Annotated in this window: 12 protein-coding genes; 4 read left to right on the top strand and 8 right to left on the bottom strand. The window is 74.9% G+C overall.

Annotated elements, in window-relative coordinates:
- Nucleotides 1–32: 32 nt before the first annotated feature.
- Both ACLGIH_RS02725 and ACLGIH_RS02720 read right to left on the bottom strand, forming a co-directional pair.
- The gene (locus ACLGIH_RS02725; RefSeq protein WP_416523585.1) at nucleotides 33–437 is read right to left on the bottom strand and encodes a VOC family protein; all 405 of its coding nucleotides are present in this window, start codon (nucleotides 435–437) and stop codon (nucleotides 33–35) included.
- A 221-nt stretch (nucleotides 438–658) separates the two neighbouring features.
- Nucleotides 659–1,861, bottom strand: a complete 1,203-nt coding sequence (locus ACLGIH_RS02720; RefSeq protein ID WP_416523584.1) for a glycoside hydrolase family 64 protein — start codon at nucleotides 1,859–1,861, stop codon at nucleotides 659–661.
- A 372-nt stretch (nucleotides 1,862–2,233) separates the two neighbouring features.
- Here ACLGIH_RS02720 and ACLGIH_RS02715 point away from each other — a divergent pair, with 372 nt between their 5' ends.
- The gene (locus ACLGIH_RS02715) at nucleotides 2,234–2,674 is read left to right on the top strand and encodes an ATP-binding protein (protein ID WP_416523583.1); all 441 of its coding nucleotides are present in this window, start codon (nucleotides 2,234–2,236) and stop codon (nucleotides 2,672–2,674) included.
- 25 nt (nucleotides 2,675–2,699) lie between these two features.
- On the opposite strand, the gene ACLGIH_RS02710 is transcribed toward ACLGIH_RS02715, so the two are convergent.
- On the bottom strand, nucleotides 2,700–3,065 hold the full coding sequence (locus ACLGIH_RS02710; RefSeq protein WP_416523582.1) for an STAS domain-containing protein: 366 nt from the start codon (nucleotides 3,063–3,065) through the stop codon (nucleotides 2,700–2,702).
- Nucleotides 3,066–3,407: 342 nt separating this feature from the next.
- On the opposite strand from ACLGIH_RS02710, the gene ACLGIH_RS02705 reads away from it, so the two are divergent.
- Nucleotides 3,408–3,686 (top strand): hypothetical protein, encoded by a 279-nt coding sequence (locus tag ACLGIH_RS02705; protein ID WP_416523581.1) that lies wholly within the window; start codon nucleotides 3,408–3,410, stop codon nucleotides 3,684–3,686.
- Nucleotides 3,687–4,050: 364 nt separating this feature from the next.
- Here ACLGIH_RS02705 and ACLGIH_RS02700 read toward each other — a convergent pair whose 3' ends face one another.
- A complete protein-coding gene (locus ACLGIH_RS02700) occupies nucleotides 4,051–5,658 on the bottom strand; it encodes a glycerol-3-phosphate dehydrogenase/oxidase (protein ID WP_416523580.1) in 1,608 nt (535 codons plus the stop codon).
- Nucleotides 5,655–6,272 carry a TetR/AcrR family transcriptional regulator gene (locus ACLGIH_RS02695; RefSeq protein WP_416523579.1) on the bottom strand — a complete coding sequence of 206 codons (618 nt, stop codon included), beginning with the start codon at nucleotides 6,270–6,272 and terminating at the stop codon, nucleotides 5,655–5,657. The genes ACLGIH_RS02700 and ACLGIH_RS02695 overlap by 4 nt, the downstream gene beginning before the upstream one ends.
- Nucleotides 6,273–6,343: 71 nt before the next feature.
- Here ACLGIH_RS02695 and ACLGIH_RS02690 point away from each other — a divergent pair, with 71 nt between their 5' ends.
- Entirely contained in the window at nucleotides 6,344–7,942 is a 1,599-nt protein-coding gene (locus ACLGIH_RS02690) for an FAD-binding oxidoreductase (protein ID WP_416523578.1), read from the top strand.
- A gap of 75 nt (nucleotides 7,943–8,017) precedes the next feature.
- Nucleotides 8,018–8,899 (top strand): diacylglycerol/lipid kinase family protein, encoded by an 882-nt coding sequence (locus tag ACLGIH_RS02685; RefSeq protein ID WP_416523577.1) that lies wholly within the window; start codon nucleotides 8,018–8,020, stop codon nucleotides 8,897–8,899.
- A gap of 33 nt (nucleotides 8,900–8,932) precedes the next feature.
- Here the strand turns inward: ACLGIH_RS02685 and ACLGIH_RS02680 are convergent, their stop codons facing one another.
- The 3 genes from ACLGIH_RS02680 to ACLGIH_RS02670 form a co-directional block, all read right to left on the bottom strand.
- A complete protein-coding gene (locus ACLGIH_RS02680) occupies nucleotides 8,933–11,212 on the bottom strand; it encodes a catalase (RefSeq protein WP_416523576.1) in 2,280 nt (759 codons plus the stop codon).
- A gap of 112 nt (nucleotides 11,213–11,324) precedes the next feature.
- The gene (locus ACLGIH_RS02675) at nucleotides 11,325–11,564 is read right to left on the bottom strand and encodes a hypothetical protein (RefSeq protein ID WP_416523575.1); all 240 of its coding nucleotides are present in this window, start codon (nucleotides 11,562–11,564) and stop codon (nucleotides 11,325–11,327) included.
- A gap of 164 nt (nucleotides 11,565–11,728) precedes the next feature.
- Nucleotides 11,729–13,627, bottom strand: a complete 1,899-nt coding sequence (locus ACLGIH_RS02670; RefSeq protein ID WP_416523574.1) for a DUF2264 domain-containing protein — start codon at nucleotides 13,625–13,627, stop codon at nucleotides 11,729–11,731.
- Nucleotides 13,628–13,630 lie beyond the last annotated feature (3 nt).

Genomic DNA, 13,630 nt, shown 5'->3' with positions numbered 1-13,630 from the left:
CTCGACGGGCGGGCGCGGCGGCTCCCGGCCCGCTAGGGACGGCGGTACGGCCGGGTCATGATCTCCATGTTGTGGCCGTCGGGGTCGTCGAAGTACGCGCCGCGACCGCCGAACAGCCGGTTGATCCGCCCGGGTTCGGTGTGGCCGGGGTCGGCGTAGTGGGCGACCCCGACGGCGTCCAGGCGGGCGATCATGTCGTCGAACCGCCCGTCGGGCACCAGGAAGGCGTAGTGCTGGCTCTGGATCGGTTCGTCCCGTGTCTCGTAGTAGTCCAGCGTCACGCCGTTGCCCAGCTCGACGGGCAGGAACGGCCCGAAGGGGGCGCCGACCTCCAGGCCCAGGACGGCGGCGAGGAATCCGGCCGACAGCTGCCGGTCCCGGGCGTGTACGACGGTGTGGTCGAGCCGGACGGTGGTCGTCTCGGGGTGGTGCGACATGGGATGGGGTCTCCGGGTCTTCGCTTCGGTGGTTGCCGTGTCCGGCGCCGGGCGCCGGGGCGAGGGAAGACAGGAGACGGGGCGGGCCCCTGGCCCGCCGGGTGCTCACGGCCGGGCCGGGAACCCCACTCGTACATGGCCAGAGGCCGACCCGGCAGTCACCGGGCCGACCTTACTGGCCGTCAGGGGGCGGGGCAACGCGGTTTCCCGGCCGGTCGGGCTCAGTCGAACGGGTCCAGCGTCAGGTACGCCTCCTGCGGGTTGCCGTCGTGGACGAGCGACTCGTGGTTGCCGACGTCGTCGAAGGCGAACGCGTACGCCTTGCCGTCGGCCATGCGGGAGTGGATCGCGCGGGCGTAGTGATTGGTCACGGCGTCCTGGTAGAAGCCCGCGGAGTCGGCGTCCGGCTGGTTCGGGTTGGTCAGCAGCGTGGTCCGGTGGAAGCCGGCGCACAGGGTGCGGGAGATCGGGCCGCGCACGGTGTCGTTGGGGGCGTCGAGCAGCTTGTGGCAGCCGAAGACGCTGTCCGCGTCGGGCTTGCGGAAGCTGGTGACGACGGTACCGCTGCCGTCGGTGAAGTTCATGACGCCGCCCGAGACCCGCCCGCGGTACTTGGTCTCCGGCCGGTCCGTGAACGGCGTCACCGTCAGTGTGTCGGTGGTGTACTTCTGCCAGACGCGGTCGATGTAGTCGTCCAGCACGGAGGCGGGCAGCGCGCCGGTCGACAGTCCGTGGCCGGGGGACAGCGCCCGCAGCACGGTGCCGTCCTGGCGGGTCTGGATCAGGCCGGCCCAGTCGGGGCGGGAGCGGAGATCGGCGAACACGCCTTGGTAGCCACCCGGCTTGAGGTGACCGGTGGTGCGGGTACCGCCGTCCGCGCCCCGCACGCCGACCGCGTACGGCGCCGAGAACATGTCGACCTGCGTGCTGTTGATCCACAGACCGGAGTCGTTGAGCGTGTACTCCGACCAGTTGAAGAGGATGTCGCTGTTGGGGTCGCTGGGGTTCTGCACCGCGGGCTGCACCAGTCCGCCGGTGGCCAGCTTGAACACGAGCTTCCGGCCGTACGAGAAGTAGATCCGGCCGGAGAGCTTGGGGATCCGGATGGTGGCGGACTGCCCCGGCGGCGGCCCGGCGATCGAGGCGTCGGGCGCCGGGACGGGCGGGGCGCCGCCCGCGGGCCAGGCGTGGAAGGTGCCGTTCGCGTCGGCCCAGCCCTGCCGGCCCGTGGCCAGTTCCGTGCCGAGGGTGTAGACGTACACCGGTTCGGCGCGGCCGGAGTTGTTGGTGATCTTCAGGGGGATGGTCGAGGGAACCGCGGCCTCGGCCGGGGAGGGGGAGCCGGCGGCGAGGAGGGCGCCCGCCACGGTGGTGGCGAGGGCGGTCGTCACGGCGGCGATGCGCTGTCGGAACCTGCTGAGCATGCGTGAACCTCCGTACGGCCCTTGGGGCAGGGCGCGCAGAGTGGGGGGAGGAGGGAGTCGGGGCGGGTGGGGGAGAGCTGGTCCGGACCATTTCTGAGAGCGCTCTCAGAGTGCCGTCACGCCGTGCGCATGTCAATGATGGGCGCTGGGGGAAGTGCGGGCCGCTCCTGGCGCGTACCGGGACAGGAACGGGAGCGGCCCGCCGTTCCCAGGTGCCCCGGGCGGGCCGTCGTATCCCCCCGCGAGGGCCCCGAAGGCCGGTGGACACGGCGGAGGTTGGGGCAATGGAGTCATCAGGGCCGCCGCGATGCGTATCGTGAGGGGCCGCGGGCTTATGCTCCCATTCCCCGGCCCCGGACGGTGAGGCTCTGTATGACTCCGGCGCGCAGACCCGAGGCCACGGACTCCTCCGCCGAGTCCGAGGCCGAGTCCACGGTGGTGGACTTCGCAGGCGGATCGGCGATGATCCCCGCCTCACGCGACGTCGTGGGCGGTTTCGTCGCACGGCTCGGTGAGGCCGGCGTGGACATGGCCGACACGTTCCCCGACGCCGCTCGCCTGGTCGTCAGCGAGCTGGTGACCAACGCCCTGCGCCACGCGCCGGGCCCGTGCCGGCTGGAGCTGACCCTGGTGGACGGCGGTCTGGAGATCGCGGTGTCCGACACGGGGGACGGCTTTCCCACGTTCCTGCCGCGCGACCCGCGGCGGGTCGGCCGGCACGGGCTGGAGATCGTGACGCGGCTGTGCGACGAAGTGATCACGAGGCCGCACGCCGGGGGCAAGACGGTGCACGCGCGTCTGCCGCTGCGCTGACTCCGCGGTCGCGGCGTCCGTGCGGTCAGCCGGCCACGGCCTCCTCGAGCGTCGGGTAACAGGGGATCAGGGCGTCGACCCCCACGAGTTGCAGCACCCGCCGCACCGCCTGCTGCGGAGCGGCCAGCCGCAGCCAGGCGCCGCGCGCTTCCGCCGCCTGGTGCGCGGCGATGAGCGCGTTGATCCCGCTGGAGTCCATGAAGCCCACCTCCCCCAGGTCGACCGCCGTGCCCCGCGCCGACTCCACGGCGGCCAGCAGTACGTCGCGCAACTGCGCGCTGCCGTCGAGGTCCACTTCTCCCGCGAGGGTGACGACACAGACGTCGTCCTCAGTGGTGGTACGGGTGATCAGCAGCCGCTCCGGCACCGCCGCTCCCTCGGTGTCCGCCACGATTTCCTCGCTTCTCGTGTATGTCCGGCCGTCGTCGCGGCCATGATGTCAGGGCTCCGCCGGTCCCCCGTGGGGCCGTCGGGGAACATGCCCGGTACCGGGTGAAGATCCCGGGACGGTCGTGACTGTACCGGAGCGGCGACGGGACGTTGAAGTGCTCCGGGCAGGGCGGACGGCGTGCGGTGACCACCGGTCTCGTCAGCGGTCCCGTCACTCGTCTCGACACCGGTGTCGTCGTCGGTGTCGCCGCCGTGGTGGTCTTCGTGTGTCCTCTGCCCGTCGATCCGCGGGCCTACCGGCTCGGCGCGCGGGACGGCGGTCCGCTGACTAGGGTTTTGTGTTGTGGCTCACACATTCGAGGAGCTCGTGCAGAAGCAGCGCGCGGTGGACCAGGCGCACAGCCGGGTCAAGAAACTGCGCGACTCGTACGGGCCGCCCACGCAGGCGCGGTGGACCGCGCGGCAGTCGCGCACCTACGAGACCGCCGTCCGGGCCTGGCGCGACCTGGACCGCGATGCGAGCGCCGCGATGACGGAGTACGTCAGGGAGCGGGGCCGGACGCGGCACGACGTCGAGGCGGAGGTCCGGCGGGCCGTCCAGGGGGACGGCGGGGCGGCGTGACCGGCCGGCGACCGTGTCCCACGGGGTGCGCGGCCGGGCGGCGGGCCGCGGGCGGGGCGCGTGGTCGGCGGCGGTTGACCACGGGTCCCCGGAGGCGGCGTTGTCGGCGGGGTACTGACCGCGGGACGTTTCGGGCGGTGGGGTCGGCCGGTGCGGGGGGCGTGGTGCGGGAGCGTGTTTCGGCGCGTGCGGTGCGGGGCGAGCCTGGCGGTCTCGACGGTCGCCGGGGCCCCGGGAGGCTCTTCCCCGAGGTCGTGGCAGGCTCCGGGGGCCCGGCAGGCCCCGCCTCAAGGCTCCGGCAGGCTCCGCCGCGAAGGTCCCGGCAGACCCCGCCGCGAAGGTCCCGGAAGGCCCCCTCCGGGCGTCAGTCCCGTCCCGCCAGGGCCTCGCCGACCAGTGTCCGCACGGCGTGCAGTGCCTCGGCCCGGTCCTGGGGAACCAGGCCGATCCGGGTACGCCGGTCGAGCAGGTCCGCCTCGTCCAGGGCGCCCTCGTGCCGCACCGCCCACAGCAGCTCGGCCCCGGTGACGGGATGGCCCGGCAGGACCGGTTCCCCGAGCCGCGGGTCCCGGGCGGCGAGGGCGTGCACGGCCGGTGCCTCGGTGCCGTACCGCTGGACCAGGCGGCGCGGCGCCCGCAGCCCGGCGAGGGCGCGCGGGGCGGCGGCGCCGACCAGCGGGAGCCCGGCGGTGGGGGAGGGGCCGACGGTCAGACCGCGCGCGCGGACGGCGGCGTCCACGGCGTCCTCGGCCATCCGCCGGTAGGTGGTGAGCTTGCCGCCGACCACGGTCACCACGCCGTCCGCCGAGGTGAGCACCGCGTGCCGGCGCGAGACGTCCGCCGTGCGGGGGGCGGCGCCGGGCCGCGTCCGCGAGGCGGTGTCCAGCAGCGGGCGCAGCCCCGCGAAGGCGCCGACGACGTCCTCGCGGTGGACCGGCACGTCCAGCGCCGAGCCGACCACGTCGAGCAGGAAGCCGATGTCGGTCTCGGGCACGTCGGGGACGTCCGGGATGTCGCCGTCCACGGGCTCGTCGGTGAGCCCCACGTAGACCCGGCCGTCGCCCTGGGGCAGGACGAGGACGAAGCGGTTGGTCTCGCCCGGGACCGGGATGTGCAGGCCGGCGGGGAGCGGACCGAGGTGGTCGGAGCGCAGGACCAGGTGGGTGCCGCGCGAGGGCCGGACCCGGATGCCGTCCACCAGGTCCCCGGCCCACACCCCGGAGGCGTTGATCACGGCGCGGGCGCGGATCTCGCCCTCCTCGCCGGTGCGTTCGTCGCGTATCCGGGCGCCGGAGGCGGTGAGGTCCAGCGCCCGCACGCGGGTCAGGACCCGGGCGCCGCGCGCGGCGGCGGTGCGGGCGAGGGCGGTGACCAGGCGGGCGTCGTCGGTGAGCCGGCCGTCCCAGGACAGCAGGCCGCCGCGCAGCCCGTCGGGCCGCAGGGCGGGGGCGAGATGACGGGTCTCGACCGTGGAGAGCCGGCGGGGCGCCGGCAGCGTGGCGCGGGCCGTACGGGCGGTCAGCCGCAGTGCGTCCCCGGCCCGGAACCCGGCCCAGGCCAGCGCGGCCTGGCCGCGCGAGACCATCGGCGTCAGGGGCAGCACGAACGGCTGGGCGCGCACCAGATGGGGTGCCGTGCGCGCCATCAGCACGCCGCGCTCCACCGCGCTCTCATGGGCGACGTCGAGCTGTGCGGAGGCGAGGTAGCGCAGCCCGCCGTGGATCAGCTTGGAACTCCAGCGGGAGGTGCCGAACGCCAGGTCGTGGGCGTCCACGGCGACGACGTCCAGACCGCGGGCGGCGGCGTCCAGCGCGGCCCCGGCGCCGGTCGCGCCGAGGCCGACGACCAGCACGTCCACGACGCGGCCGTCGGTGGCCTCGGCCAGTTCGCGGGTCCGCCGCGCGGCGGACAGGGAAGCGGAGGGGCTGGGGGCCGGTCCGGCCCCGGGGGCGGGGCCGCTGGTGGGGCTCATGGGGTGAGGGTCCTCTCCAGGATGGTGCGCAGCTCCGCGAGGAAGGCCGCGGTGGTCAGGTCGGCGTCGTCCTCGTCGGTCATGGTCCGCAGCGACAGGGCGAAGGACTGGACGATCAGCAGCACGGCCCGCGCCTGGCGTTCGGGGTGGGACTCGCGCACCGACCCGTCGGCGTGGCCCTCCCGCAGCGCGTCGGCGAGCAGGCCCAGCAGCGCCTCCTGGCTCGCTCCGCGCCGGTCCAGCACATAGGGCAGGAGCAGTTCGGGATCGACGTCGACGATCTTGTGGAACAGCGGATGGGCGCGGAACGCCGCCACGCCCGCCACCAGGCCGTCGACCATCAGCGCGCGCGTGTCCACCCCCGGCCGGCGCTCGGGCATGGCCCCGGTCGCCACGGCGATCCACTCCCGCGTCATCAGATCGCCGACCAGGGAGCGGACGTCGGGCCAGCGCCGGTACAGCGTCATCCGGGAGACGCCCGCGCGGCGGGCCACGTCGGTCATGGTCGTGCGGCGGACCCCGACGGCCATGACGCAGTCGCGCACGGCGTCGAGCACCGCGTCGCCGTCGGAGGAGTTCTGGCGGGCCGAACCGTTGTGACGAATAGGCGTCATGTGTAACAGTGTAACGCCCGTGAGGCCGCCCCGGCGGCACCCCCGCGAAACGACCGGTGAGGACGACAGTCATGGACATGCTGTGGAATGGCTGGGGCGACCCGGCCAGGGCGACGCCGCTGCCGGAGGCCGTGACCGGGCTGCTGCGCGACTGGCTCGGCGTCAAGCCGCAGACCACGGCACCGGTCCGGCTGGCCCGGATCGCCCTCCCCGAGCCCGGCCTGGACGAGACCGCGCACCGGGCGCTGCTGGCCGCCGTCGGCGACCGCGCGGACCGGGTGCGCGCCGACGCCGAGACCCGGGTCCGGCACACCCGCGGCAAGTCCACCCCCGACCTGCTGCGCATCCGCACCGGCGACGCCACCGGGGCCCCCGCCGCCGTCGTCCTCCCCGAGAGCCACGACGAGGTGCTCGCCGTGCTCCGCGCCTGCGCCGAACACCGTCTGCCGCTCGTCCCCTTCGGCGGCGGCACCTCCGTCGTCGGCGGCCTGGCCCCCGGGCGCCGGGAGACCTTCGTGGCCCTGGACCTGCGCCACCTGAACCGCCTGCTCGACGTCGACCCCGTCTCCCGCACCGCCACCCTGCAACCGGGCCTGCGCGCCCCCGAGGCCGAGGCGCTGCTCTCCGAGCACGGCTTCACCCTCGGCCACTTCCCCCAGTCCTACGAGTGGGCCACCATCGGCGGCTTCGCCGCGACCCGCTCCAGCGGGCAGGCCTCCGCTGGCTACGGCCGCTTCGACGAGATGGTGCTGGGCCTGACCCTCGCCACCCCCGAGGGCACCCTCGACACCGGCCGCGCCCCGCGCTCGGCGGCCGGACCCGACCTGCGCCAGCTGCTGCTGGGCTCGGAGGGCGCGTTCGGCGTCATCACCTCCGTCACCGTCCGCGTCCGGCCCGTCCCGCGGGTGCGCCGCTACGAGGGCTGGCGCTTCGCCTCCTTCGACGAGGGCGCCGCCGCCCTGCGCCGGCTCGCCCAGGACGGGCCGCGCCCCACGGTGCTGCGGCTGTCCGACGAGACCGAGACGATGATCGGCCTCGCCCAGCCCGACGCCATCGGCTCCGCCGTCGAGCAGGGGACCGCGGGCTGCCTGGCCGTCGTCGGCTTCGAGGGCACCGAGGAGGACACCACCCACCGCCGGGAGGGCGCCGCGGCCGTCCTCGCCGCGTGCGGGGGCACCTTCGCGGGCGAGGAACCGGGGGAGAAGTGGGCCCACGGCCGCTACTCGGCGCCGTACCTGCGCGACTCGCTGCTCGACGCCGGCGCCTTCGCCGAGACGCTGGAGACCGCCACCTACTGGTCGCGCCTCCCCGGCCTGTACGCCGCCGTCCGTGACGCGCTCACCGCCACGCTCACCGAGGCCGGCACCCCGCCGCTGGTCATGGGCCACATCTCGCACGTCTACGAGAACGGCGCCTCCCTGTACTTCACGGTCGTCTCCGCCCAGGGCGACGACCCCGTGGCGCACTGGACCCGGGCCAAGCACGCCGCCAACGAGGCCATCCTCGCCGCGGGCGGCACCATCACCCACCACCACGGCGTCGGCACCGACCACCGCGACTGGTACGTCCGGGAGGCCGGCGACCTCGGCATCGCGGCGCTGCGCGCGGTCAAGCGGCGGCTGGACCCGGACGGCCTGCTCAGCCCCGGTGTGCTCCTGCCCACCGACTGACCGCCTCCCCTGCCCCGGCCCACCCGCCCGTGAGACGACTGTCCGGCTCCACCCGTCAGCCCGAAAGGCACATCGATGCGACAGTTCACCGCCGTCGTCAACCCCACCGCGGGCGGCGCCACCGGCGCCGCGGCGCTGCTGCGGGTGGCCCGGCTGCTGCGGGAGGCGGGCGCCCGGCTCCGGACCGAGTACAGCCACAGCCTCGCCCACGCCCGCGAACTCGCCCGGCAGGCCGGGGAACAGGGGCACGTGGTCCTCGCCGTCGGCGGCGACGGGATCGCCGGGAGCATCGGCGGCGCCCTCAGCGGGACCGGCGCCCTGTTCGGCCTGGTCCCGGCCGGGCGGGGCAACGACTTCGCCCGGGCGCTGGGCCTGCCCGCCGACCCCGCCGATCTGGCCCGGGTCCTGCTGGACGGCGAGCCGCGGGCCGTGGACACGATCGAGGTCACCTCGGCCGTCCACGACCGCGTCGCCGTCCTCGGCAGCGTCTACGCGGGCATCGACGCCCTGGCCAACCGCCACGCCAACCATGCGCGGCTGCTGCGCGGCACCGCCTCCTACTACGCCGGCGCCCTGCGCGCCGTCACCACCTGGCGCCCGACCCGCTACCGGGTCACCGTCGACGGCACGGAGCATGCCTACACCGGCTACACCGCCGTGGCCGCCAACTCCGGCTACTACGGCTCCGCCCGCCTCATCGCCCCTGGCGCCCGGCTGGACGACGGCCTGCTGGACGTGGTGATGATCCACGACGCGCCGCGCCGGCTGTTCTTCGCCCTGATGAACGAACTCGGCACCGGCGCACACGTCCACCGGCCCCAGGTGCGCGTCGTCCGCGGCGAGGAGATACGCATCGAGGCCGACCGGGACGTGCCCTACGGCGCCGACGGCGAGGTGGAGGCGGTGCTTCCGGTCACGGCCAGGGCGCTGCCCGGCGCGCTGCGCGTCCTGTGCTGACGGCGCACGCCGGGCGGCACCGGCCGCTCCGGCTCACACCTGCGTGGTGAAGCGCTCCCACACGCGGTGCGAGCGGAGCAGTTCGGTGATCTGCTCCAGGGCCGCCGTGGGGGAGTCGCTGACGACCACGCCGGCCGCGTCGGTGGGCACGCCGGCCGCCTCCAGGGCGACCTCGCCGTCCGCCCAGGCGCCGATCGCCTTGCCGTGCCGGAAGGCCTCCGACAGCAGCAGCCCGACGCGCGGGTCACCGGCCGCCGGCCGGACCGGCGCGGGGTCGGACTTGACGTCCCGGGCGGTGTAGGCGTCGCTGCCCACCCCCGGCGTCCCCGCCAGCAGGACCGCGTCGAACTCGACGGACCGCGCGGTCACATAGGTGCGCTGCACCGTCAGCGCGTCGTCGCCCGAGCCGATGGTGCCGCCGGTCGGCGCGACGATCAGCGGCACCATCCCGGCGTTGAGGACCGCCTCCCGCACGGCACGCACACCGTCCAGGTCGCCCTGCCCGCCGGTCAGGATGCCGATGATCCGCCCGTCGGTCGGCCAGGTCTTCCCGACCTGCGACAGCGCCGGGCTGGGCTCGACGTCGGCCGGCGGCACGGTCGGCTGCGGGGCGGGCAGGCCGAGCCCCTCCGCCACCTGCGCGCACAGCTGCGGGTCGATGTTGGCCAGCACCTGCAGGGCCCGCTCCTTGACGGCCTGCTCGTAGCACTTGCCCAGTTCGAAGGTGTAGGCGCCGACGATGTGCTCCCGCTCCACCGGGCTCATGCTCAGCCAGAACCGGCGCGGCTGGCTGAAGTGGTCCGCGAACGACTCGGGCGCCTCGCGCACCTTCGTCGCCTCCGGCACCCGCACCGGCGTCTCGATGTACGCCCCGGTGTCCGGGCCGGCCAGGAACGGGCAGCCGCCGTCGAGGGAGTTGGGCCGGTACGGGGCGACGCCGCGGTGCACCGCCGTCTGGTGCATGCCGTCGCGCAGCATGTCGTTGACCGGCGCCTGCGGACGGTTGACCGGCAGCTGCGGGAAGTTCGGCCCGCCCAGCCGGGTGATCTGGGTGTCCAGGTAGGAGAACAGCCGCCCGGCGAGCAGCGGGTCGTCGGTGATGTCGATGCCGGGGACGAGATGGCCGACGTGGAAGGCGACCTGCTCGGTCTCGGCGAAGAAGTTCGACGGGTTCCGGTTGAGGGTGAGCAGCCCGACCGGCTGGACGGGCGCCAGCTCCTCCGGCACGAGGTTCGTCGAGTCCAGCAGGTCGATGCCCTCGAAGGTCTGGTCCGGGGTGTCGGGGAAGGTCTGGATGCCCAGCTCCCACTGCGGGTACGCGCCCGCCTCGATGGCGTCGGCGAGATCCCGGCGGTGGAAGTCCGGGTCCACGCCGCTCGCGATCTGCGCCTCCTCCCACGTCAGGGAGTGCACGCCCAGCTTCGGCTTCCAGTGGAACTTCACCAGGGTGGTACCGCCGTCCGCGGCCACCAGGCGGAAGGTGTGGACGCCGAAGCCCTCCATCGTCCGGTAGGAGCGCGGGATGCCCCGGTCGGAGACGTGCCACAGGGTGTGGTGGGTGGCCTCGGTGTGCAGGCTGACGAAGTCCCAGAACGTGTCGTGGGCGCTCTGCGCCTGCGGGATCTCCCGGTCCGGCTGCGGTTTGACGGCGTGGATGATGTCCGGGAACTTGATGGCGTCCTGGATGAAGAAGACCGGGATGTTGTTGCCGACCAGGTCGAAGACGCCCTCACTGGTGTAGAACTTCGTCGCGAAACCGCGGGTGTCCCGCACCGTGTCGGCGGACCCCCGGGAGCCCACCACCGTGGAGAACCGTACGAACACCGGTGTCTCCACGTCCTTCGCCAGGAAGGCGGCCTTCGTCACGGAGGCCGCCGTGCCGTAGCTCTGGAACACGCCGTGCGCCGCCGCCCCGCGGGCGTGGACCACACGCTCCGGGATGCGCTCGTGGTCGAAGTGCATGACCTTCTCGCGCAGATGGTGGTCCTGGAGCAGCACCGGACCGCGCGGCCCGGCCTTCAGCGAGTGGTCGGTGTCGTACAGCCGCGTGCCCTGCGCGTTCGTCAGATACGCCCCGGACTGGGCCATCCGCGCCTGGTCGGCGCCGGTCGGCTGCCCGGTGGGCGACACCGTGTCCGGTCCGCTCTGGTCCGGCTTCGGCGGCAGCGGCTCGCGGGGCTCGACGGGTTCGGCGACGGTGGGCGACTCGGAGCCCGGCTTGCCGGGGATCCCGTCCGCCGGTCCGCCACCGTCGCCCTGAAGGGCGTCGGTGACCTTGTCGGCTACCCGCTTCAGGGGGTTGGCCTCGCTCATACGTCTACTTCCTCCGGTTCCGGCCGTGCGTTGATGTGCCGATCGCGGCGCGGGTACCCACGCAGGGCGGGGCAAGCGGGCGTCGGCGCGGGGATCCTCGGGGGCGGGAACGTCAGACGACCGTCTCGCCGTCGTGGGTACCGCCCTGGCAGCGCTTCGTGAACCCCCCGGGGCCCGAGCCGTCCGCGGCGACGATCAGCATGCCGCCGCCGCGGAGGCACTCCAGCGCGGTCACATCGGCCGGGGCGTGGGCGACACCCAGGCTCTCCCGGGCGGGCGCGGCGTCCGCCGGGACGGGGAAGGCCACCGCCACGGCCAGGGCGGCGACCAACGCACACGACGACTTGTTCATGGCAGCTCCAGCTCCTCGTGACCCGTGCGGTACCAGCCTCGGGGCCCGGGGCACGGCCCGCGACCGGACACGCGCGGGCGGGGGACCCACCGGGCCGTCACCGGCCGGGCAGCCCCCGGGCCGCCGGACGGCCCCGGCCCGCCCCGTGCGTCACGCGCACCGCGTCATCGACCCGCCCCGTGCGTCACCCGCACCGCGTCGCCGAACTGCACGCGCGTGCGTGCCCCGTCCGCCCAGAGCACCTCGACGCCCGCCTCACCGGCCGCCACCTCGGTGACGGCGTCCGCCAGCGGCCCCGGACCCGGTGCGGCGGCCAGGACGGCCAGGCTCACGTGCAGCGAGGTGCCCTCCGCCCGGCCGGTGAGGCGGGGCACCCGCGACCAGCGCGTGTAGGCGGTGCCCTGCGGAGCGCGCACCGTCCCGGCGCCGGGGTCCCAGCCGTGCAGTGGGTGCAGCGCGGAGACCAGGGGCTCCTCGGGGCCGGTGGCCCAGCCGGTGTGCGTGACCCGGGACCCGGCCGGCGCCCCCGTCACCCGGTGCACGCGCAACTCGTACGGGCCCTGCGCCACCGTCACGCTCTCCACCCGCAGACCCGGCACCATCGGGGGCCCGCCCGCGAACACCGGGCGGTGCCAGGACGCCGCCCAGCCCCAGCCGTCGCCGTGCCCCGCCCCGAGCGGGTGGATGCGGCGCCGCACGCTGTGCCGCCCGGCCACCTCCACCGACAGGTGGTTGTCCGCCACGTTGCCCGGAGCCGTCGGGCCGGTCCGGGTCGAGTACGCCTGGCGCCCGTAGTGCGGGTCGTCCCCGTCGGCCGACTCGCCCTCGTGGGGGCGCACATGGTCGCTGCCGTGATTGTGCAGCCGTACGATCCCGTCCGCGCGGGTCGACTGCACCAGCAGCCCCGGCGCGGGCAGCGCCAGCACCCGGTCGGCCCGCTCCACCGGCGCGGGTTCCTCCACGGCCGTCCACAGCGGGTGGTTCACGGGCGTCAGCAGGGACACGAACGCCTTCGACGCCCAGTACGGGGACCCCGGACCGGAGTACGACTGGAGCGTGGCCCCGTGCGGCCCGTGCCAGCCGAGGCTCAGCAGCCCGTCCTCGGTCAGTGCCCCGCGGTCCAGGAAGTACCTGAGGCCGCCGCTCGCCAGCCGCCGGGAGGCACCCGGCGTCAGCGGCGTGTGCCCGGTCAGCGCGCCCAGGCTCACCGCGGCGGACGCGGCGAAGCGGTAGGCCAGGGACCGGCCGAAGTGCACCGGCGCTCCGTCGGCACCGAACAGCAGGCCGAAGCCGTCCAGGTGGGCGTGCAGCCGCCCGCCGTACCGTGCCAGGGCCTCGGTGTCCCCGGCGAGATGCGCGTCCAGCACCGGATACAGGTGCAGCGCCCAGCCGTTGTAGTGGTCGAAAGCGCGCCCGTCGCCGTCGGTGTACCAGCCCTCGCCCCGGTACCAGGTCTCCATCAGCTCCAGCGCCCGCCGCCGGGCCGCCGCCGTCTCGGCGTCGCCGCGGCCCACCGACTCCAGGAACCCGGCGACCGTGTGGGGGAACAGGTACCAGTTGTTCGGCGCGGGCGTGTGCCGGAGCGCCCCGCGCAGCCACTCCTCGGCCCGGTCCTGGACCCCGGCGTCGAGGTGCTTCCACAGCCACGGCGCCGTCAGCCGCAGACCGAGGGCGACCGACGCGGACTCCACCATCGGCTGGCCCTGCACGTCGTGGTCGAGGATCAGCGGCCAGGACTCGGTGTCGTCGCGGCCGGGGGAGCGGGTGCCCGAGGCCAGTCCGTGGGCGTAGCGCTCCAGCAGGCCGTGCGGGTCGGCGCCGCCGGCGCCCGCGATCCGGAAGGCCGCCGCCAGGAACGTGCGCGCGTAGCCCTCCAGGCCGTCGGAGCGCACCCCCGACCGCGACGGCCGCCCGGGCAGGTCCAGCAGGGCGCAGCCGGGGGTGCTCCACCGCCAGGCGGCGGTCAGCAGCCCGTCGGCCACCGCCTCCCAGTGGGCCCGGGTGTACCCGGTGTACGGACTCGCCGTGCGGTCCTCGGCGGGCAGTTCGAACGGGATGCTCATGCC

This window comes from Streptomyces hamibioticus, assembly GCF_047946815.1.
GTDB lineage: Bacteria > Actinomycetota > Actinomycetes > Streptomycetales > Streptomycetaceae > Streptomyces.
Note: the sequence above shows the minus strand (reverse complement) of the source record. Positions and strands in the feature narration are given on the sequence as shown.